Consider the following 20969-nt stretch of genomic DNA (forward strand, 5'->3'; position numbering starts at 1 on the left):
GGTGTATATGAAAACTATTTTAAGGAACTTCATCAGCGTACTTCGCCGTTTCAAGATGGCGACACTTCTAAACGTATTAGGATTAAGCATCGCTTTTACTGCCTTTATGGTGATAATGATGCAGGTGAATTATGACTACACATTCGACTCCTGCCAGCCGGAGGCCAATTCGATCTATCGGATGGATATGGATTTCCAGGGGAGTATGAGTGCGGTTATCAGTCGCCCGTTTGCAAGGGGATTTACGGAATCATCTCCGCATGTGAAAGCCGGAATGATCATGTCGTCTTGGAACTCCGAGTTGTTTTATAGCGTGGAACAGGGAGGAGAAAGGAAGAACTTCAAGGATCCCGTTGTAAATACGACATCCGGAATTACCCGTGTCTTTCATTTTGATATGGTGGAAGGGAATGAGACGGCGCTCGATCAACCGGAAACAGCTATAATCCCTGAAAGTATGGCACGCCGCTTGTTCGGAAATGAATCGGCCATAGGTAAGCGGCTGATGAGCGCGGAATCCGAAAATACGCTGGTAACGATCAGCGGTGTCTTTAAAGACTTCCCTCGTAACTCCTCTGTCCGGAATATTATTTACCGGCAAATGTCTGATAAAGAAAATTATAATGAGTATGGCAACCAGAATTATTTCTTTTTCTTCCGTCTGGACGATCCTTCCAACATAGAAGTTGTCAAAGATAACTTCAAAAAGAACTTTGATGCCTCCCTGCAATTCGGGAAAGATTTCAAGTGGGAGAAAGATGGCATCGAGCTCCGTTTGACGCCGTTACCTAAGTTACATTTTCTGACGAATGTTTCTTTCGACTCCATGCCGAAAGCCAGCCGGCAGACGATGCATGTACTATTTGCGATCGCTTTTGTCATCCTATTGATTGCCGGTATCAACTTTACCAATTTCAGTACAGCCCTGACTCCGATGCGTATCAAGAGTATCAATACGCAGAAAGTATTGGGCAGTCCTGATAGTGTGCTCCGGACGAGCTTGTTGGCGGAAGCCGTCATTGTAAGTATCATAGCTTATCTTATTTCGTTGGGTTTGTTGTTTGTTGCCGGACATACTTTTGTAGCATCTCTGGTAGATGCCGACATGTCCTTTTCGGTGCAGTCGGTTCTCATTATGACAACGGCTGTTATTGCGGTGGCAGTAGGTGTATTGGCTGGTATCTATCCCGCCTGTTACATCACTTCTTTCCCGCCGGCGTTGGTATTGAAAGGCAGTTTTGGTTTGTCCCCGAAGGGGCGCGTGCTTCGAAGCGCGCTGGTAAGTATCCAATTTGTCGCTTCATTTATCCTGATTATCAGTTCCCTGTTCATGTATTTGCAGAACCGGTATATGCAAAATACTCCTTTGGGATACGATAAGGACGAACTGATCGTGATCGAATTGAACAGCAAAGTCAATAAAAACCAGAGCGTCCTGACCAGTGAGGTGAAGTCGTTTTCCGGAATAGAAGACATCACTTATGCGGAGCAGGTTCTGTCCAGTCGTGACTTTTATATGGGATGGGGACGTATGTATAAAGACCAGGATATCAATTTCCAGTGCATCCCTGTTTCTCCTTCTTTCCTGCGTGTGATGGGAATCGAGGTGACGGATGGCCGTGATTTCCGTCCCGAAGATGATTTGAAAGAGAACGGCTGCTATATTTTTAATGAGAAAGCCCGGGAGATGTATAATTTGGAATTGGGAGAGAAGATCGATGGCGATGAGATTGTCGGTTTCATTTCGAACGTCAAATTCGCATCTTTCCGTAATGAAGTATCCCCGATGACTTTTTACGTATGGGGTAAATACAGATGGGGACAGGAAGTCGACAGTAAATATTATGCAGCCGCCTACGTAAAAGTGAAGGCGGGCAGCGACTTGCGGGCTGCCATGAAACATGTGCAAGTCTGTTTAACCAAGATAGATCCGATTTATCCTTTCAAAATAACCTTTTATGACGAGATCCTGCAGCAGACCTATGAAAGGGAATTGAAGATCAGTAACTTGATCACCTTGTTCAGTGTTATTGCCATCTTTATCTCCATTGTTGGTGTATTCGGTTTGGTTGTATTCGAGAGTGAGTACCGTCGGAAAGAGGTGGCTGTCCGTAAAGTATTGGGATCGTCTACTTCTCAGATACTGGTCATGTTTAACAGAAGCTACCTGATCATTCTTGCTGCTTGTTTTGTGCTGGCTGCTCCGGTTGCTTTCTATGGTATGTATCGTTGGCTGGAAAACTTCGCTTATCGTACACCGATGTATTGGTGGGTATTCTTGCTGGCTTTTATGATCATATCTGTCATTACTTTCATTACGGTCACTTTCCAAAACTGGCATGTAGCGAACTCCAATCCGGTAGAAAGCATAAAGTCTGAATAACGAAGTCTTTATCCGCATTTCTTTTCAGTGTCTAATAATTTTACACTTGTGTAAAATTATTAGACACTGTTGTTTAGATGGTTTTGTGTAATATGTTGATATATAATTTAATATGTTTTTGGCATGCGATTTGAATGATTGAATGTAAATACAAATAATATGAAAACGATATTAAGAAACTTTCTGAGTGTATTACGTCGGTTCAGGATGGCAACCTTTTTGAATGTAGCCGGACTGGCTGTAGCCTTTGCTGCTTTCATCGTTATTTTGATACAGGTGAACTATGAACGTAGTTTTGATCGTTGCCATCCGACTGCCGATCGGGTATACCGTCTTGAATTGACCCAGACTGGTACTTTTGGATTGATCTTACCGCGTGCTTTTGTAGAGTCGGTCATCCAGTCGTCGCCCCATATCGAAGCAGGTAGTTTGATCTATCCCTACAACCCTGCTGTCTATTTTTCTGTTGTGGAGAACGGGCAGAAGATCGGTTACCGGGAGCTGGTACAAACTTGTCATCCGGATATAGCCAGAGTTTTCGATTTCCCGATCATCGAAGGGGATCGCGATTGCCTGAATGATCCGGAAAAAGTGATTTTGCCTGAGAGTATAGCCCGTAAGATGTTCGGTAACCAGCCGGCTGTGGGAAAAGCACTTCATGCGGAAGAAAGTGTACAGACGAAAGATAATCGTGAATTTACGATAGGAGCGGTCTATAAGGATTTCCCTGGTAATACTCAGATGCGTAACCTGATCTATACAGCTATCGGTGAAACCTATCAACGGGATAATTTCGGAGCAAGTAATTATGTTTGTTATCTGTTATTGGATAGTCCTGAATCGGCACAGACCGTAGTGGATAATTTCAATACCAACTTTGATTTCTCCAAAGTAGATAAGGGGGAGGATGTACGTATCAAACTGACTCCGTTGACAAGTATCTATTATATGAACGAGAGCCAGGACGGAACGATCTTCCGGAGTGGTAATAAAGAAGTGACCATGTTACTGTTCTTCATCGCTTTATTGATTATCATTGTGGCTGCTATCAACTTTACGAACTTCAGTACATCACTGACGCCGATGCGTATCAAGACTATCAATACCCAGAAAGTATTGGGTAGCCCGGATGCCGTATTGCGTCGTGCCCTGCTGGCGGAAGCAGCTATCATCAGTATAGTCTCCTGGCTGTTGAGCTTGTTCGTTGTGTGGATATTGGGACGTACGGAAGCCTTGCCTTTCGTGGAAGCAAACCTGGCAATAGTAAACAACCTGCCCGTTATATTACTGACCGGCGTTGTCGCTTTGTTTACCGGGATCATTGCCGGGTTGTATCCGTCATGGTATGTGACCTCTTTCCCACCGGCATTGGTATTGAAAGGTAGTTTCGGACTTTCACCTTCCGGGCGCAAATTGCGTACGGTCCTGATAGGTATTCAGTTTATCGTTTCTATTCTGTTGATCATCGGTGCCAGCTTTGTCCGCCTTCAAAACAATTATATGCGTGGATATTCTTTGGGATTCGATAAGGATCAGATCGCTATTGTCCGTTTGAGCGGAGAGATCTATAATAAGTCGCATGAAACGTATGTGAATCGTCTGAAAGAATATTCGGGAATCGAAGATGTGGCTTTTGCCATGGAAAAAGTAGGTTCGAAGGATGGTTATAGTACCAATGGCGGTTATGTAAAGGAAAAAGAGTTCCACTTCTTCATGATTCCTGTATCACATAATTTCCTGCGTGTCATGGGGATTCCGGTCGAGGAAGGACGTGATTTCTCGTCTGCAGACAAACTGTCGGAAGATTTTGTGTATATCTTTAACCATGCGGCTAAGATAGAAATGAACATGGAAGCCGGTGATCAGATCACATCGTGGGTAACCGGCCGTATTGTAGGTTTGACCGGCGATGTGAAGTTTACTTCGCTCCGTAACGGAGAAAATAATATCGCTTTTGTGACAGGAAATATACCTTATCCTTTGACTGTTTCTTATATCCGCCTGAAAGCCGGAACGGATATACGCGGTGCCGTCTCCCATATCCGTAATACGATGGCTGATATAGACCCGTCTTATCCGTATGATATAGAATTTTATGATGAGATATTTAACGAGTTATATCATAAGGAAGAGAATTTACGCAGCCTGATCACGGTGTTCAGTATATTGGCTATTATTATATCGCTTGTAGGTGTCTTTGGATTGGTTGTATTCGAAACCCAATACCGCCGGAAAGAGATCGGGATTCGTAAAGTACATGGTGCGACGAATAGGGAGATATTGGAGATGTTAAACCGCTCGTATATTTATATTGTCATGATCTGTTTCGTGCTGGCTGTTCCGGTAGGCTACTATGGCATTAAAAAGTGGTTGGAAAGCTTTGCCTATAAAACACCGATATATTGGTGGGTTTATTTACTTGCACTGGCCATTGTATTGGTTATAACTATTGGTACAGTTACATTCCAGAGCTGGCGGGCTGCCAATGCAAACCCGGTAAACAGTTTAAAGTCCGAATAAGAAATCGATCCCCCTATTTCTCTTCGAATGAGGGGATCGGTTTCTGATTATTCTTGTACCATTCTCTGAAAGTTTGTCCGACCTGTTGTTTGAAAGCACGGCTGAAGCTGGATGCATGCGTAAAACCGACCTTTTCTGCAATCTGCTCCTGGGTCAATTCCGGATGGGTGTGGATCAGTTCCTGCGCAAACTCGATGCGTTTCTGGTTGATAAAATCAGAAAAGCTACATTGATATTCCTGGTTGATAAGTCGTGAAATATACGTCCGGTTTGTTTTGAGCATCCAGGCGACATTTTCTATATGGAGGTTATTTTGCAGGAATATTTTTTCTTCATCGATGATTTGATTGAATCTGGGGAGAAGTTTGTAATGAGATTTTTGAGAAATATCCGTCTCGTCATCATTCTTATTTATTGGAGTAATATCTGATTTATGATCCGACAGTTCAACCTTATATTCTATGTGGTATATATCATATCCCAGATAATAAAAAATACCTGTCCACATAATTAGTAATAAGGATATTATAACCGGATTATGAACAAAAGACAGGTGATCTCCCACTTCTGCTATAAAGGAAATGAGGGCAGAAAGGAATATACCGGACAGAATAAGATACCTCGTATTAATATATTTGTGTTTTGTATCTGTGTTTAATTTATAATGACGACATTTACGGTAGATCAGATAAATGAAAATATAAGCCGCTAAACCGGTAACTTGTATACCAGTAAAGAATACTTCAGGAATTTCGGTTGTATGCGTGTAACCGGAATTTTCTTCATTTCCAAAGCGAAGGCCCCATATTAAGGCGTTGGCAGCAATCAACAAAGTACATACAATCCATCTATTTTGTGGACAAACGTTTCTTTTCCCATTACCAAGTAAGGTCAATGCCCAGAAAAGGCAGACAAAAAATGGTAATAACAGAATATAGTTATGTAGCATATACGTATACTGTTTATCAGATTTTACAGTGATAAGACTTATCCTTTCAGTTTCTCCAGATATTCTGTAGGAGACATTTTTTCGATACTCGAGAAATACCGGTAAAAACTGGAACGCGAAGTGAATCCACATTTGAACATAAGTTCTTTTACCGTGCAGTTTTTGTCTAATGCTGCCTGCTCCTTGAAATATTGGAGTCGTATGAAATTAACATACTCCCTGAAACCTGAAAAGCCATTGTAACGCAGAACATTAGTGAGCCTATGTTCGTTAGTCTCCAGATCGTTCAGCAAGTTCAACAAGGAATATTCCGGATCGATGAACGGTTTCCGGTCTTTCATCAGTGTTTGCAATTGCTTGCTCAGTTCAAGTGTCGTGATAGATATTTCTATATCCCGTACAGCTTCGACCTCTTCTGATTTCAGTTGTTCAACCGGATCAGGAGGAAGCGACAGCGGGTTTTCATTTCGTAAATAAAGAATATTCAGGCAGAGTAAAGGTACAATGACCAGATATCCGAATAAATTAAAGCTCAGTCCCGTTGTACCCAGCATCAACCATATATATCCGGACATGATAATTCCGAAACAACTCATATAAATAATAGTGGAACGGTTCTGTTTACGACGGATAGGTATCCAGCGTTTCAGGAACAGAAACAAAAAGTTTACGGACGGAGTGATGACGCTGATAATAAAAAGTATTATCCTTAATTTTACATCCGGCTTGTCAGAGTATTTCAGAATATCGGGGAAAGAATCCAGTTTCGTATACTGGCCGTTAAATAATTGATAACAGCAGGCAATGCACGTAATAAGTATAATCGGTATACAAAAGTTCGTGATTCGCGACAATGTCAGCCACCCCGGTTTCAGGGAAGCAAGAGGGAACAATGAAAAAAACTGGAAAAATATGACGGTGCGTACCATGTGCCATATCGACAGATGATCTAGTAATAATACAGCCCGGCCAGGTAGTCCGTCAACCCCTTTTACATACAGATAAATCCATTCGATATTGTCAAGTAACAATAATATAGATAAAGTAATTGAGAGTATACCCCATGCTCTTTGCATTTTGTTATCAGAAGCGTGTCTCAGGACTATCGACCCCATAACCAATCCTATTGCATCAAGCAGTATTTCGGTACATAGTACATGAATATTAACCATTATCTCTATTTTATTTCGGCTCACAAAGATAGTTGTTCCAATAAAAAAAGGAAATTTGGGACGGTCTAATAGTGTCCCATTTTGTTGGGATTTCTTGAAATGGGACACTATTGGGTATGAAATATAGTCTATACCATTCCATTTTCATGTGTGATGGCTAACGATTGGTGAAGGTATAAAACAAAAAAAGGATACTCTTGTGGAGTATCCTTCATACTGATATAATTAAATAATGTCAGTCAATTAATTTTTAGGAAGTGCTTCTTTCACTACCATTGCACGGCCTGCATATTCTGCACCGTTCAATTCGTTGATCGCTTTCTGTGCTTCTGCATTTTCGGGCATTTCAATAAAGGCAAAACCTTTAGATCTTCTTGTGTCACGGTCAACAATAAGTTTCACAGAATCAACAGTTCCATACTCTTCCATAACTTCTCTCAAATCTGATTCCCCAACATTATAACTGAGGTTTCCAATGTACATGTTCATAAATATAAATATAAAAAATTAATAATTCGACAATAAAACTTTAGGAGGGTCTTAATTAGAGATGGAAATGCTCAATGTTTATAACTGAGGAGATACATATGAAAATCAGATCGAAATAAATCTCTTATTGTTCGTGATGCAAAGGAACGGAAACAAATTGGATAAAACACTATACTTTCTGATTATTATCCGATAATACATTATTATTATGAAATAAGGCCATAAATTGTATTATTGTCCTGAAGGAGAGAGATTGTATATAAAACAAAAAAGGATACCCATTTCTGAGTATCCTTTATACTGATATATATTAAAATAATGTCAGTCGATTAATTTCTGGGAAGTGCTTCTTTTACAACCATTGCACGGCCTGCATATTCTGCACCGTTCAATTCGTTGATTGCTTTCTGCGCTTCTGCGTTATCCGGCATTTCAACAAAAGCAAAACCTTTAGATCTTCTTGTGTCACGGTCGATAATTAATTTTACAGAATCAACAGTTCCGTACTCTTCCATAACTTCTTTCAAATCTGATTCCCTAACGTTATAGCTAAGGTTTCCAACATACATGTTCATAAATATAAAAATAAAAAAATTAATAATAGCGGCAACAGATGTTCAATATGCTTTCAAACTTCTTGTTGTTCGCGTTGCAAAGGAACGGAAACTATTTGGATAATGAACTATAGTTCCTCAATATTATTTCGCAAATATATTTTTTTGTGAAATAAGACCATTAATTAAGAGGCGGTTTTGAATTTGTTGTTTGGTTCAATCGTAGAAAAATATGAACCTACTTTTGGCTTGATCCAAAAGTAGCCAAAAGATCAAGGCTGCACCTGGTTCGCTACTCCGCATCCTGCGTTCGCTGTCGCCTCCGAACTCGCTTCGCTCAGACAGCGGATGCTCCGGCCGCTCACTCCGGCTGCTGCGTTTAACGCTCGCCATCTGAGGCCTTTCATAGGAAGCGGAGCTTCCTCTTTGGATTGCCGATACCGTCTGTTAAAGTCGAAAACACCTGTTGTATTATAAAGGTGTCGGTATCGGCCATCCCCAAAGAACGCTTTGCGTTCTCTGACAGGCCTTCGGCGGGTGAGCGTCCGCGAAGGGGAAAGACGAAGCGACTCGGAAAAATCCGCTGTTTGAGCGAAGCGAGTTTCGGATTTTTCAAGCGTAGTCTTTCACCGTAGCAGCGAAGCCGGTGCAGCCTTGAACTTTTGGTTACTTTTCTTTCAAGAGAAAAGTAACATTCAAATCTGATAAAAGATGAGTTAAATGTAGAATGTGGGCTATCGGAAGTAGTATCCAAACAAGGTAATACAATGATACTGCACCGATAGCAACAGTTTTTTTACTATAAACATATTTGTTTTGTTAGTAATCGCCATGTGTAAGCAGGAAATTTGACTGGGCGTGATTTACATTGACAAACAGATTATTGTTAAAGATCCCGGATGCAACGAACATAGTATGAAGAAGTCTTACTGGTGCTGCTCGCGAAACCATTGATGAATAGCATGTTCCACGCGAGGTTAGCGCTGTACTCCGAAGAACTCCAGTAGTAGTTGGTGCTGTACGTAGTAAAGCCGCCTTTTCCGATTAACTGAGGGTACAATATCCATATCATCAGAAGTTCACGCTGAGTAGGTAAACGCCAATCACCTTCATTACCACCTTCTCCTTTATATGCCTTACAAGCCTTCCAGGCAGAAGCCCAGTTGGTAGCAGCTCCCAGATTAGCCCGCATCACCTGATGTTTTATTGACATTTTGTCATTTTACCATTTTGATAATTCTCTCATGAAATCCTTTCGTTGTATGTACTTACGGTCAGAGGTATATTCAAATATCCCGCTGTGCCGGAGTTGTGCGTTGACATTTTGATTGCATATATACAGATAAAGATTGCAGATGGATTACCGGTGAGAATACTTCCTGCAGGCAATTAAGGAAGAAGGTAATAAAAATGTAGTTTGAGCAACACAATGTTAGTCGTAAAAGTATCAATCGACAATGGCTTCCAGAAGAAAAAGAGTCATTTAATATGCCGTTTTTGTATCTTTTTAGCACTTCCCGATCCGTCTGCTCCAACTACCTCGGACTTAATTGCCATCAGCTGGGACTTCATTCAGATTAGCTGGGACTTCATCTGCATTTACCTCGGTCTCCATCGCGATTAGGTCCCAGTTGATGGAAGCAAAGTCCGATTTCATCCCCACTAACTGCCGGATATTCATAGAAAAGTAAGCTGTCAGGAGCATTTGCTTCTTAGCCCCTGTTATGCAATGTGGTTTGTTCGTAACATTTTGCTAATAATTGAATGTATTTAGTCGCATAACGTACGGTTCTCCTTTTATATAAGCTGTGCCTTATTAAAGACACAAACCTGGATTGTGAACCTTTATTTTATGAAGGCGGCTTGTCATGGCGGGCTTGCCCCGTCAACTTATATTACTGGTTGATTATTAGTTGAGTATGAGCTTTTTGGTCAAGCCCGGAATGATAGAACAGGTGCTCGAATATAGAAAAATGTGAGTCCATCTGACAAATGGTGAAAAACTATTTCTATTTTCGTTTGTGAGGGAGGATGTTTGATTTGGAAATCGCTGTACTTTGTAGTACCTTTGATGGTTGTTTTTTCAATACAGATATATTATGAACGCATTCCTCTCTGATTTATTTACCCGGAAAAAGCCTCTGTGGCCGGGCATGACCGATGTCCATTCTCATTTGCTACCGGGGGTAGATGATGGGTTTTCGTCGGAAGAAGAGAGTCTCGATATGCTCTCGTTCCTGGGTGCATGCGGGGTGAAACGCCTTTTTCTGACGCCGCATATAATGGCAGATCTGGTAAAGAACCGGAGAGTATATCTTCAGGAGAGGTTCGACCTCTTCCGCGGTAATTGTATGGGTATAAACATCGACCTTCGTTTGGCTGCCGAGTATATGCTGGACGAATGTTTTTACGACCGCATGAACGAAGGGTTGCTCTCGTATGACGGAAAGCATGTATTGGTAGAAGTATCCTTTATGCAGGCACCCGGCGATCTGTTTGAGAAACTGTATGATTTGCAGCTGAACGGGTATATCCCGGTCCTGGCTCATCCGGAACGTTTCGGTTTCTGGAATATAAATGAGTTGCTAAAACTAAAAGAACATGGATGTAAATTCCAATTGAACCTTTTCTCCCTGGCCGGCTTCTACGGGCCGTTACCTCATAAAACTGCCTCTTCTCTACTGAAGAAAGGTTGTTATGATTTCGTCGGGACCGATATCCATTCCCTCAATTACCGCAGTCTTTATGACTCCCTCAAACTCAAAAAAGACCAATTTGAATCGGTGGAAAAACTGATGCAGGGGAATGGTTTGTTGTGGGAGTGATTACAGCGTACTGTAAATATACTCCATATCCACATGCTTCCGTATCAGATCCGCCAGCTTTTCATATTGTTCTTCCTTGAAAGCGGCGTAATCGAAGGGGGCGGCATCAGTTTCTTTGTCGAAACCTTCCGCCAGGCAATCCAATACAACGGGGTTATCCAGTATGCCGTGCATGTAGCTGCCCCAGCAACGGTTGTCGAGGTAATATCCGTCCAGTCGTCCGTCTTCGAGGCGGGCCACGGGACTTTCCGGAGCATTGCCTAACAGAGTGGTGCGTCCCATATGTATTTCGTATCCCCGGCAGGTAGAGTCGTTACCCGGCAGAAAAGTGAATGCGCTTTGCTTCGTGACTTTCTCTTGTTCGATCACCGTGCATTGTGGTAGTAATCCCAGTCCCGGAACTGCAGGCAGGTTACCTTCTATCCCTTCAGGATCTTCCAGGCGGGCACCCATCATCTGGTAGCCGCCGCAGATGCCGATCACCTTTTTCCCTTTCTTGTAAGCCCGCACGATTGCATCGGCAATGCCGTTGGCACGGATGCTTTGCAGATCCGACAATGTGTTTTTTGAACCGGGCAGAAGGATGATATCCGCTTTCTCCACTTCGTCGATATTGCTTGTGTAGTAAGGATTGAAGCGAGGATCCATGTCGAGTACGTCGAAGTCGGTGAAGTTGGACATACGTTTCAGCAAGATGATCGCCACGTTGATCTTGCCTTCCTGCCAGGTATTGGTTTTCATATCCAGGGCAACCGAGTCTTCTTCCTCTATCTTGATATCGCGGAACCAGGGAATGACGCCGACCACCGGGATACCCGTCAGCTCTTTCAATATCGCGCGTCCTTCTTCAAACAACGAGGCATCGCCACGGAATTTATTGATGATGATTCCTTTCATCTGTGCCCGTTCCTCCGGCCTGAGTAGTGCGATGGTACCGTAAACGGAACCGAATACGCCTCCGCGGTCGATATCGGCCACCAGATAAGTGGAGGCATCCGCCTGAATAGCCATGCGCATATTGGTGATGTCGCGGTCGCGGAGGTTCAGCTCCGAGATACTTCCCGCACCTTCCAATACGATCGGGTTATAGCGCGACTCCAGGCGTTTGAAAGAGGCGATGGCTTCCCTGAATAACTCTTCTTTCCGGTTCTGAATGCCGAAATAGTCTTTGGCAGACATATTGCCGACCGGGCGACCGTTCAATACGACCTGAGAACTTTTATCGTTGGTCGGTTTCAGCAGAATCGGGTTCATATCCGTATGCGGAGCGATACCGCATGCTTCGGCCTGCACCACCTGGGCACGGCCCATTTCGCCGCCTTCGGGGGTAGAGTAGGAGTTGAGGGACATATTCTGCGCCTTAAAAGGAGCAGGTCGGTATCCGTCTTGCTTGAAGATACGGCAGAAAGCTGCGTTGATCACACTTTTTCCGGCATCGGAACAAGTGCCAACGAACATGATCGGTTTCAGGTGTTGTTTTATCATGGCTGCAAAACTAATGAAAAAGCAGGATAGTTTTATTACAATATTTCTTATATTTGCTTCTTTACAATCTAAATTCTAATTTCAATACGATGGAAAAACAAAAACAACTCCAGCGGCTCCAATCGCTGGATGCCTTGCGGGGATTTGATATGTTCTTTATCATGGGAGGCGGTTCCCTTTTCGTAGCACTGGCTACCCTGATCCCGACTCCTTTCTTTCAATCGGTGGCAGACCAGATGCATCATGCACGATGGGGAGCCGGATTTACGTTCGAGGATATAATCTTCCCTTTGTTCCTGTTCATTGCCGGGATCTCTTTTCCCTTTTCTCTGGCTAAACAGCGGGAACGTGGAATGTCGGAGGCGGCCATCTACAGGAAAATTATTCGCAGGGGCATTACCCTGGTTATCCTGGGCTGTGTCTACAACGGCCTGTTGAACTTCGACTTCGAGACACAACGTTATGCCAGTGTATTGGCACGTATCGGTCTGGCTTGGATGTTCGGAGCCCTGATTTTTGTAAATACACGGACCGTTACGAGGATATGGATCGTAGTCGCGATCCTGGTCGGTTACTGGTTGTTATTGACTTTTGTCCCGGCACCCGACGGAAACGGAGCGGACGTGTTTACCCGTGAGGGCTGCTTTGCTTGTTACATCGACCGATTGTTATTGCCGGGGCATTTGCATGGCGGAAACTATGACCCCGAAGGCATCTTGTCAACCTTGCCGGCTATCGGAACGGCGTTGCTGGGAATGTTCACCGGAGAATTTATCAAGCTGCAAAAGAAAGGACTGACGGAGACGAAGAAGGTTCTTTATATGTTATGTGTGGGAGCTGCCCTATTGGTGATCGGATTGCTGTGGGGATTGTTTTTTCCGATCAATAAGTATTTGTGGACGAGTTCGTTCGTTTGTACTGTCGGTGGTATTTCCATGTTGTTGTTTGCCTTGTTCTATTATATCGTGGACGTGAAGGGGATAAGGGGCTGGACGCCTTTCTTTACAGTGATCGGCATGAATTCTATTACTATTTACCTGGCCCAGGTGTTTGTCAATTTCACTTTTACAGCGAATACCATCTTCGGCGGACTGATCGGACTGACACCCGAAGCGGCTCAACCCCTGTTCGGGGCGGTCGCCTATATCGCTGTCTGCTGGGGCTTCCTTTATTTCCTCTATCGTCAACGTATTTTCTTAAAAGTCTAAAATAATTTTCAAATGGAAAAAACTACTTATAAACGGCTGGAGTCGCTTGACGCACTTCGCGGTTTCGATCTTTTCTTTCTGGTGGCTTTAGGCCCGTTGGCACATTCACTGGCCCGTGCGGCTGATGTGGAATGGTTGCATAGTAGTATGTGGTTATTTAGCCATGAAGCCTGGGTGGGCTTTTCTCCCTGGGATTTGATCATGCCGTTATTCCTGTTTATGTCGGGGGCGTCTATGCCGTTTGCCTTATCCCGCTTTAAAGGGGTTTCTGACAAGAAAGCTCTTTTCCGCCGGTTGGGTAAACGTATCCTGTTGCTTTGGATATTCGGTATGATGTGCCAGGGTAACCTGCTCGGCCTCGATCCGGATCGTATCTATTTATATTCGAATACGTTGCAGTCTATTGCGGCGGGATACCTGATCACTGCCGTATTGTTTCTTTATACAAGCCGTCGTACACAGGTCGGTGTAGCGGTCGCCTTATTGCTTGTTTACTGGGCTGCGATGCAGTTTATCACGGTCGGCAGTTATGGAGGCGGTAATTATACACCCGAAGGAAACCTGGCGGAATGGATAGACCGTGCCGTATTGGGACGTTTCCGGGATGGAGCAAAAGTGGTGGACGGCGAAGTGGTTTTCTCTTCCGGATATTATTATACCTGGATACTGAGCAGTTTGAACTTCGGTGTAACCGTATTGACCGGATTGTTTGCCGGCTATATTGCCAAGGATAAAACGAGCGATGTGTATAAACTGAAATGGTATTTCGGGGCCGGAGCAGCTATGGTGGCAGCAGGATGGTTATGGGGATTGCAGATGCCGGTTATTAAAACGATATGGACAAGTTCTATGGTACTGGTCAGCAGCGGTTACTGTTTCCTGTTGATGGGATTGTTCTATTATCTGATCGATTATAAGGGATATAATAAAAATATTACCTGGTTGAAAGTGTACGGAATGAACTCTATCGTTGCATATATGCTGGCTAATATCGTTAATTTCAGCTGTTTGGGCGAGTCCTTGTTTTATGGGCTTCAGCAATATATGGGGAATTATTATTCCTTTTTGATTAGCTTGTCAAACATATTGGTTATTTATGTAATTTTGTGGTGGCTTTATAAACGTAATATATTTCTTAAAGTTTAAAAACACAAAAAACAGGAGAAACTGAAAAATGGAATCTATCAAACAGATATACCGGATCGGCCATGGCCCGTCGAGTAGCCACACGATGGGGCCGATACGTGCTTCGCGGATGTTTTTGGAACGTAACCGGCAGGCTGCACGTTTCAATGTAACGTTGTATGGTAGCTTGGCTGCTACCGGAAAGGGGCACATGACGGATGCCGGCATTCTGGAAGTGCTGCAACCCGTGGCTCCGACGAATATTACCTGGGAACCTAAAATATTCCTGCCGTTCCACCCGAACGGGATGCTGTTTGAGTCGTTCAACGATAAAGACGAGAGGCTGGAAGCATGGACCGTATACAGTATCGGCGGCGGCACGCTTGCCAACGAGATTTTTAACGAGTTGAAGACTGCCAAAGTCTACGAAATGAGTACCATCAAGGATATCCAGGCTTGGTGCGAAAAGACCGGTCATTCTTACTGGGAATATGTGGAGCAATGCGAAGGCCCGCAGATATGGGATTATCTGGCCGAGGTATGGGAGGTGATGCAACAGGCTGTGCTCAACGGTCTGGAAGCGGAAGGTATCCTGCCGGGTGGCCTGGGCATACGTCGTAAGGCATCCGACTACCTGATCCGTGCCAAAGGATACGGCAGTAGCATCAAAAGCCGCGGAATGGTATATGCTTTCGCGTTGGCCGTTTCCGAAGAGAATGCCAGCGGGGGAAGGATTGTGACGGCTCCTACCTGTGGCTCCTGTGGCGTGTTGCCGGCTGTATTGTATCACCTGAAAGATACCCGCGACTTCCGCGATTCGCGTATCCTGCGTGCATTAGCTACTGCCGGGTTGTTCGGAAATGTGGTCCGTACGAATGCATCGGTATCCGGTGCTGAAGTTGGTTGCCAGGGTGAGGTGGGAGTTGCCTGTGCGATGGCTGCGGCCGCTGCCAGCCAGTTGTTCGGTGGAACGCCCGCACAGATCGAGTATGCCGCCGAGATGGGATTGGAGCATCACCTGGGGCTGACTTGCGATCCGGTTTGCGGACTGGTGCAGATACCTTGTATCGAGCGTAATGCGTTTGCTGCCGCACGTGCACTGGATGCAAATACCTTTTCGAACTTCTCAGACGGAAAACACCGGGTGAGTTTCGACCAGGTAGTGGAAGTGATGCGTCAGACGGGTAACGACCTGCCCAGTCTGTATAAGGAAACTTCCGAAGGCGGCCTGGCCAAGAAGTACGGAGATTAAGACTATTATAGTAAACCTATATTTATATGAATAAAAGTTGTGTTATAGCTGTTTGTACCGCTGCCCTGATGTCGGCTTGCGGACAACCGAAACAGCAGTCGGCAGAGGTGGCGAAAAGTGGCAACCCTGTGTTTGAAGGATGGTATGCAGACCCTGAAGGTATTATTTATGATGATACCTATTGGATTTATCCTACTTGGAGTGATCTATATGAGAACCAGACCTTCTTCGACTGTTTCTCTTCTAAAGACCTGGTGAACTGGACGAAGCATTCTTCCATTCTCGATACGACCGAGGTGAAGTGGGCAAAGCGTGCCATGTGGGCACCGTCTGTGATCAGTAAAGACGGCAAGTATTATTTCTTCTTCGGTGCGAACGATGTGCATGAAGGGGAAGTGGGCGGTATCGGTGTTGCTGTCAGCGATCGGCCCGAAGGTCCGTACAAGGATCTGATCGGAAAGCCGCTTATCAACGAGATCGTCAACGGGGCGCAGCCTATCGACCAGTTCGTGTTTAAGGATGGCGACCGTTATTATATGTATTATGGCGGTTGGGGACATTGTAATGTTGTGCAGTTGAACGACGACTTTACCGGGCTGGTGCCGTTTGAAGACGGAACTATCTATAAGGAAATAACACCGGAGAACTATGTGGAAGGCCCGTTCATGTTTAAGAAGAACGGTAAATACTATTTCATGTGGAGCGAAGGCGGCTGGGGCGGTCCCGACTATTGTGTCGCTTATGCCATTGCCGATTCTCCTTTCGGACCGTTCAACCGGATTGCCACGATACTTCAGCAGGATCCGGCAGTAGCAACCAGTGCCGGCCATCATTCCGTGATGCATGTGCCGAATTCGGAAGATTATTATATCGTTTACCACCGCCGTCCGCTGAACGATACGGGACGCGACCACCGGGCGACTTGTATCGATAAGATGACTTTCGATAAGGATGGATACATCAATCCGGTAAAGATGACCTTCGAAGGGGTAGCGGAAAGAAAGATAAAATAAGTTTTCCTCCATTGTATAAAAGATATTAAAATAAGGGTGCAGTAGCTGCATCCTTATTTTTTTACACTACCTTTGACATATCTGTCAAACAAATGTGTCAAACATAATTGACAGACAGTAGTGGCAAATATAGTAAAAGCAAGATATACAATGAGTAAAGAAGAAGCAATCACGATGGAAAGCCGGATATTGGAAGCTGCAAAACAGGTCTTTGTGACGAAAGGATATGAAGCGACTAAGATGGGGGATGTAGCTGCCAAGGCAGGCATCGGCCGTACCGCCTTACATTATTATTATCGCACGAAAGAAATGCTGTTCGATGCAATCTTCGATCAGTTGATGGGAGCCTTGCTTCCCAATTTGGGAGCGATAATGGAAGAGAATACCTCTTTTATGGAGAAGCTACCGAAGATTATCGACCAGTATGTAAAGACATTACAGCGTAATCCGCTGTTCCCTATCTTTGTTATTAACGAGCTGCAGCGCGATCCGGAGCATATCTATCGTTCCATATTGAAAAACCCCGTCCGGGTACAGCCGTTCATTCGTATGCGCAGGCAGTTGGAAGACGAAATGGAGAATGGGGTGCTAAAGAAACTTCCCGTATATTATGTGGCTACTACTTTGATAAGCCTGCTGGTCTTCCCGATGTTGGTGAGAAACCCGTTTACGGCTGTTTTTATGGAAGGGGATGCAGGCAAATACGAAGCTTTTTTACAGGAACGTATCCCGTTCGTTACCGATATAATGATCCGGTTATTGACTCCGGACAATAATACACCGAATAAACAGATACTTCAATGAAACGGATTCGCATGATCTTATTCTTATGCTTTCCCCTGCTGTCGGGGATTGCGAAAGGGCAGGAGACGGTTACACTGGCACAATGTTATGAATGGGCCCGTGCCAACTTTCCCCAGATACGCCAGTATGGCCTGATCGGACAGACCGAGCAATATAACCTGTCTAATGCAGGAAAAGGATGGTTACCCCAACTGACTGTAAATGCGAAAGCGACCTATCAGAGCGAAGTGACCAAGCTTCCTTTCGACACCGAAAAGCTGTCGGTTGTTATGCCGGGACTCGATATCCCGACTTTAAGCAAAGATCAGTATCAGGTATTGGCCGAGGTGAATCAGAATATATGGGATGGCGGAACCATCCACACCACCCGGCAACTGACGAAAGCGCAGGCCGTCGCAGACCGGGAACAACTGGAAAGCGATCTTTATACCTTGAACGACCGTGTGAACCAGCTTTATTTCGGTTGTCTGCTCCAGGAAGAACTGATCCGCCAGAATGCACTGCTTCAAAAGGAGTTACAAATCAATATCGACCGGATAACGGCAATGATGGAAAATGGTGTGGCCAACCAGTCCGATCGCGAAAGTATGGAGGTCGAATTATTGAATGCCCGCCAGAAGGAGATCGAATTGAAAGCATCGCGGGTGGCTTTCGGCAGGATGTTGAGTGCACTGATCGGGAAACCTTATGACAAAGACAGGGTGCTGGAGATTCCTGCCGTGCCGGGTAATCCGTTGTCGGCTGAGATCGATCGTCCCGAATTACGCGCACTGGATGCCAGAAGCCGTTTGCTGGAGGTTCAGAACAAACAGATCACCAGTGGCCTGATGCCTCGTATCGGTGCATTCGTGCAGGGGGGATACGGCCGGCCGGGATTGAATATGTTGGAGGATAGCTTTAATCCCTTCTATATTGCAGGTGTACGTCTTTCCTGGAATATGGGTAAGCTATATACCTTAAAGAACGACCGCCGTAAGGTGTCGACCAATCTTCAGCAGATAGAAGTTCAGCGTGAAACATTCCTGTTCAATACCTCGTTGCAACTGATGCAGCAGAATACGGAGATACAGAAGATGGCCGACCTGATGAAGGCGGATGACGAAATAATCCGGCTACGTACCAGTATCAAGAATGCCGCGGAGGTGAAGTTGGCTAACGGCGTGATCTCCGTCACCGACCTGATCCGCGAGATCAATGCGGAAGACTTGGCTAAACAGTCTGCCGCCGCCCACCGTATCCAGCATCTGAATGCTGTCTATAATTATATGTACACGACGAATTAATTAATAATGAATAATGAGATGAAAGGTTTGAGTTATTATACATTGATGGCAACAGCATTGTTCTGTCTGGCAGCATGTAACAGAGGAGACAATAACTTCGATGCCACCGGAACCTTTGAGGCGACCGAAATACTGGTATCGTCCGAAGCTAACGGGAAGATTATGGAACTGAATATAGAGGAGGGCGACCGCCTCGATGCCGGAGCAATGTTGGGCTATGTGGATAGTACGCAGTTGTATCTGAAGAAGATGCAGTTGGCTGCCGGTTTGCGTTCCGTAGACGTACGTAAACCGGATATCCGTAAACAGATCGCCGCCCTCGAACAACAGATAGCTACCGCCCGTACCGAGCAGCAGCGTATGGAGAACCTGGTGAAAGCCAAGGCGGGCAACCAAAAGCAGGTAGACGATATCGTAAACAATATCAAATACTTGCAGAAACAACTGGATGCACAATATTCGACCCTGAACAAAACGACCGGAGGTGCCGACGCGGAAGCCGAAAGTATCCTTTACCAGATCATGCAATTGGACGACCAGTTGCAGAAAAGCCGGATCGTGAATCCTCGGGCCGGAACTGTCCTGGTGAAGTATGCCGAACCGGGTGAAGTGACGGCTGCCGGTAAGCCTTTATATAAAATAGCGGATACCGACCTGCTTTATCTTCGTGCCTATATCACGGCCGACCAGCTTTCTACATTGAAACAGGGACAGGCTGTCCGCGTCTTTGCCGACTATGGTGAAAGCGACCGCCGGGAGTATCCGGGCACTATCACCTGGATATCGGATAAGTCGGAGTTTACTCCGAAAGGCATACAGACCAAAGACGAACGTGCCAATCTGGTCTATGCCATCAAGATCGCCGTGAAGAATGACGGCTATCTGAAGATCGGGCAGTATGGGGAAACGGGGTTTAATTAATAATGAATAATTAATAATGAATAATGAGGTTGGGCTTGAGAGGGTGTCAAAGAATTATGGGGATGTGGAGGCTCTGCAGGAAATTTCTTTGAAGATTCATTCCGGAGAACTCTTCGGACTGATCGGGCCGGACGGTGCCGGTAAGACTTCTTTGTTCCGTATACTGACCACACTGTTGCTGGCAGATCAAGGGACGGCAACGGTTTGCGGTCTGGATGTGGTGCGCGATTATAAGAAGATCCGTACGATAGTCGGTTATATGCCGGGACGCTTTTCGCTCTATCAGGACCTGTCCGTCGAAGAAAATCTGAATTTCTTTGCAACCGTATTCAATACGACAGTAGAAGAAAACTATGAACTGGTGCGCGACATCTATGTGCAGATCGAACCCTTCAAGAAGCGGAAAGCCGGAAAACTATCGGGAGGGATGAAGCAGAAGCTGGCGTTGTGCTGTGCCCTGATCCATCGCCCGGAAGTCCTTTTCCTGGATGAGCCGACAACCGGTGTCGATCCTGTATCCCGTGTGGAGTTCTGGGATATGCTGGATCGCCTGAAGAAGCAGGGGATAACGATCCTTGTCTCTACGCCTTACATGGATGAAGCTTCCCGTTGCGATCGCATCGCATTGATGCGTTCCGGCCGGTGCCTGTCCGTCGATACACCGGCAGGCATCCGTTCCTCCTTCGGTAGGCAGCTGTGGACTGTGCGTTCGTCGGCTATGTATAAGCTGTTGGTCGACCTTCGCGCTTTCCCCGGAACGTATTCCTGTTATGCTTTTGGTGATGCACATCATCTCACCCTGAAAGAAAACGGGAAGGAGATGGATGCCTTGAAGCAGTTCCTGAGGAATAAAGGGTATACTGACGTGGTGATAGAACCGGTAATGCCTAGTGTGGAAGATTGCTTCATGGCTTTGTGATTTTGCCATTGGGAAGGCAATGTTTTGCCAATAGGATGGCAGGGCCTTGCCATAAGCATGGCAGAAG

At 45.1% G+C, this 20969-nt stretch carries 17 protein-coding genes; 11 read left to right on the plus strand and 6 right to left on the minus strand.

Going from position 1 to position 20969, the window contains the following annotated elements; all coding sequences use genetic code 11:
* Positions 1–7 precede the first annotated feature (7 nt).
* On the plus strand, positions 8–2383 hold the full coding sequence (locus M1P97_RS02660; RefSeq protein WP_249388315.1) for an ABC transporter permease: 2376 nt from the start codon (positions 8–10) through the stop codon (positions 2381–2383).
* Positions 2384–2542: 159 nt separating this feature from the next.
* On the plus strand, positions 2543–4903 hold the full coding sequence (locus M1P97_RS02665) for an ABC transporter permease (RefSeq protein WP_195372698.1): 2361 nt from the start codon (positions 2543–2545) through the stop codon (positions 4901–4903).
* A 13-nt stretch (positions 4904–4916) separates the two neighbouring features.
* On the opposite strand, the gene M1P97_RS02670 is transcribed toward M1P97_RS02665, so the two are convergent.
* The 5 genes from M1P97_RS02670 to M1P97_RS02690 all read right to left on the minus strand — a co-directional run bounded on the left by M1P97_RS02670 (position 4917) and on the right by M1P97_RS02690 (position 9280).
* Positions 4917–5852, minus strand: coding sequence for a helix-turn-helix domain-containing protein (locus M1P97_RS02670; protein ID WP_249388316.1), 936 nt, complete (start codon positions 5850–5852; stop codon positions 4917–4919).
* Positions 5853–5890: 38 nt separating this feature from the next.
* Positions 5891–7024, minus strand: a complete 1134-nt coding sequence (locus M1P97_RS02675; protein WP_249388317.1) for a helix-turn-helix domain-containing protein — start codon at positions 7022–7024, stop codon at positions 5891–5893.
* A gap of 243 nt (positions 7025–7267) precedes the next feature.
* Positions 7268–7513 carry an RNA recognition motif domain-containing protein gene (locus tag M1P97_RS02680; RefSeq protein ID WP_195372695.1) on the minus strand — a complete coding sequence of 82 codons (246 nt, stop codon included), beginning with the start codon at positions 7511–7513 and terminating at the stop codon, positions 7268–7270.
* A 329-nt stretch (positions 7514–7842) separates the two neighbouring features.
* On the minus strand, positions 7843–8088 hold the full coding sequence (locus M1P97_RS02685) for an RNA recognition motif domain-containing protein (protein ID WP_028727320.1): 246 nt from the start codon (positions 8086–8088) through the stop codon (positions 7843–7845).
* An 865-nt stretch (positions 8089–8953) separates the two neighbouring features.
* Positions 8954–9280 carry an Lcl domain-containing protein gene (locus M1P97_RS02690; protein WP_249388318.1) on the minus strand — a complete coding sequence of 109 codons (327 nt, stop codon included), beginning with the start codon at positions 9278–9280 and terminating at the stop codon, positions 8954–8956.
* An 886-nt stretch (positions 9281–10166) separates the two neighbouring features.
* On the opposite strand from M1P97_RS02690, the gene M1P97_RS02695 reads away from it, so the two are divergent.
* Positions 10167–10892, plus strand: a complete 726-nt coding sequence (locus tag M1P97_RS02695; RefSeq protein WP_249388319.1) for a tyrosine-protein phosphatase — start codon at positions 10167–10169, stop codon at positions 10890–10892.
* On the opposite strand, the gene M1P97_RS02700 is transcribed toward M1P97_RS02695, so the two are convergent.
* Positions 10893–12374, minus strand: a complete 1482-nt coding sequence (locus tag M1P97_RS02700; protein ID WP_249388424.1) for a cobyric acid synthase — start codon at positions 12372–12374, stop codon at positions 10893–10895.
* A gap of 92 nt (positions 12375–12466) precedes the next feature.
* On the opposite strand from M1P97_RS02700, the gene M1P97_RS02705 reads away from it, so the two are divergent.
* The 8 genes from M1P97_RS02705 (at position 12467) to M1P97_RS02740 (ending at position 20902) form a co-directional block, all read left to right on the plus strand.
* A complete protein-coding gene (locus tag M1P97_RS02705) occupies positions 12467–13585 on the plus strand; it encodes an acyltransferase family protein (RefSeq protein WP_249388320.1) in 1119 nt (372 codons plus the stop codon).
* A 12-nt stretch (positions 13586–13597) separates the two neighbouring features.
* Positions 13598–14731, plus strand: coding sequence for an acyltransferase family protein (locus M1P97_RS02710; protein WP_249388321.1), 1134 nt, complete (start codon positions 13598–13600; stop codon positions 14729–14731).
* A gap of 28 nt (positions 14732–14759) precedes the next feature.
* Positions 14760–15962, plus strand: coding sequence for an L-serine ammonia-lyase (locus M1P97_RS02715; protein WP_195374309.1), 1203 nt, complete (start codon positions 14760–14762; stop codon positions 15960–15962).
* A gap of 26 nt (positions 15963–15988) precedes the next feature.
* Entirely contained in the window at positions 15989–16975 is a 987-nt protein-coding gene (locus M1P97_RS02720; protein ID WP_394803873.1) for a glycoside hydrolase family 43 protein, read from the plus strand.
* Positions 16976–17125: 150 nt separating this feature from the next.
* The gene (locus M1P97_RS02725; RefSeq protein ID WP_249388322.1) at positions 17126–17779 is read left to right on the plus strand and encodes a TetR/AcrR family transcriptional regulator; all 654 of its coding nucleotides are present in this window, start codon (positions 17126–17128) and stop codon (positions 17777–17779) included.
* A complete protein-coding gene (locus tag M1P97_RS02730; RefSeq protein ID WP_249388323.1) occupies positions 17776–19062 on the plus strand; it encodes a TolC family protein in 1287 nt (428 codons plus the stop codon). The genes M1P97_RS02725 and M1P97_RS02730 overlap by 4 nt, the downstream gene beginning before the upstream one ends.
* 45 nt (positions 19063–19107) lie before the next feature.
* The gene (locus M1P97_RS02735; protein WP_195374316.1) at positions 19108–19983 is read left to right on the plus strand and encodes an HlyD family secretion protein; all 876 of its coding nucleotides are present in this window, start codon (positions 19108–19110) and stop codon (positions 19981–19983) included.
* 16 nt (positions 19984–19999) lie between these two features.
* Positions 20000–20902, plus strand: a complete 903-nt coding sequence (locus M1P97_RS02740) for an ABC transporter ATP-binding protein (protein ID WP_249388324.1) — start codon at positions 20000–20002, stop codon at positions 20900–20902.
* The last annotated feature ends 67 nt before the right edge of the window (positions 20903–20969 follow it).

It is taken from the genome of Parabacteroides leei, from assembly GCF_023369805.1.
In the GTDB taxonomy this organism is placed as follows: domain Bacteria; phylum Bacteroidota; class Bacteroidia; order Bacteroidales; family Tannerellaceae; genus Parabacteroides; species Parabacteroides leei.

What these genes read in the sequence shown, in the direction of transcription:
- M1P97_RS02725 (WP_249388322.1), top strand. Translation starts at nt 17,126, where the DNA reads ATGAGTAAAGAAGAAGCAATCACGATGGAAAGCCGGATATTGGAAGCT.
- M1P97_RS02690 (WP_249388318.1), bottom strand. Translation starts at nt 9,280, where the DNA reads ATGTCAATAAAACATCAGGTGATGCGGGCTAATCTGGGAGCTGCTACC.
- M1P97_RS02670 (WP_249388316.1), bottom strand. Translation starts at nt 5,852, where the DNA reads ATGCTACATAACTATATTCTGTTATTACCATTTTTTGTCTGCCTTTTC.
- M1P97_RS02710 (WP_249388321.1), top strand. Translation starts at nt 13,598, where the DNA reads ATGGAAAAAACTACTTATAAACGGCTGGAGTCGCTTGACGCACTTCGC.
- M1P97_RS02685 (WP_028727320.1), bottom strand. Translation starts at nt 8,088, where the DNA reads ATGAACATGTATGTTGGAAACCTTAGCTATAACGTTAGGGAATCAGAT.
- M1P97_RS02660 (WP_249388315.1), top strand. Translation starts at nt 8, where the DNA reads ATGAAAACTATTTTAAGGAACTTCATCAGCGTACTTCGCCGTTTCAAG.
- M1P97_RS02705 (WP_249388320.1), top strand. Translation starts at nt 12,467, where the DNA reads ATGGAAAAACAAAAACAACTCCAGCGGCTCCAATCGCTGGATGCCTTG.
- M1P97_RS02740 (WP_249388324.1), top strand. Translation starts at nt 20,000, where the DNA reads ATGAATAATGAGGTTGGGCTTGAGAGGGTGTCAAAGAATTATGGGGAT.
- M1P97_RS02665 (WP_195372698.1), top strand. Translation starts at nt 2,543, where the DNA reads ATGAAAACGATATTAAGAAACTTTCTGAGTGTATTACGTCGGTTCAGG.
- M1P97_RS02715 (WP_195374309.1), top strand. Translation starts at nt 14,760, where the DNA reads ATGGAATCTATCAAACAGATATACCGGATCGGCCATGGCCCGTCGAGT.
- M1P97_RS02675 (WP_249388317.1), bottom strand. Translation starts at nt 7,024, where the DNA reads ATGGTTAATATTCATGTACTATGTACCGAAATACTGCTTGATGCAATA.
- M1P97_RS02730 (WP_249388323.1), top strand. Translation starts at nt 17,776, where the DNA reads ATGAAACGGATTCGCATGATCTTATTCTTATGCTTTCCCCTGCTGTCG.
- M1P97_RS02720 (WP_394803873.1), top strand. Translation starts at nt 15,989, where the DNA reads ATGAATAAAAGTTGTGTTATAGCTGTTTGTACCGCTGCCCTGATGTCG.
- M1P97_RS02735 (WP_195374316.1), top strand. Translation starts at nt 19,108, where the DNA reads ATGGCAACAGCATTGTTCTGTCTGGCAGCATGTAACAGAGGAGACAAT.
- M1P97_RS02695 (WP_249388319.1), top strand. Translation starts at nt 10,167, where the DNA reads ATGAACGCATTCCTCTCTGATTTATTTACCCGGAAAAAGCCTCTGTGG.
- M1P97_RS02680 (WP_195372695.1), bottom strand. Translation starts at nt 7,513, where the DNA reads ATGAACATGTACATTGGAAACCTCAGTTATAATGTTGGGGAATCAGAT.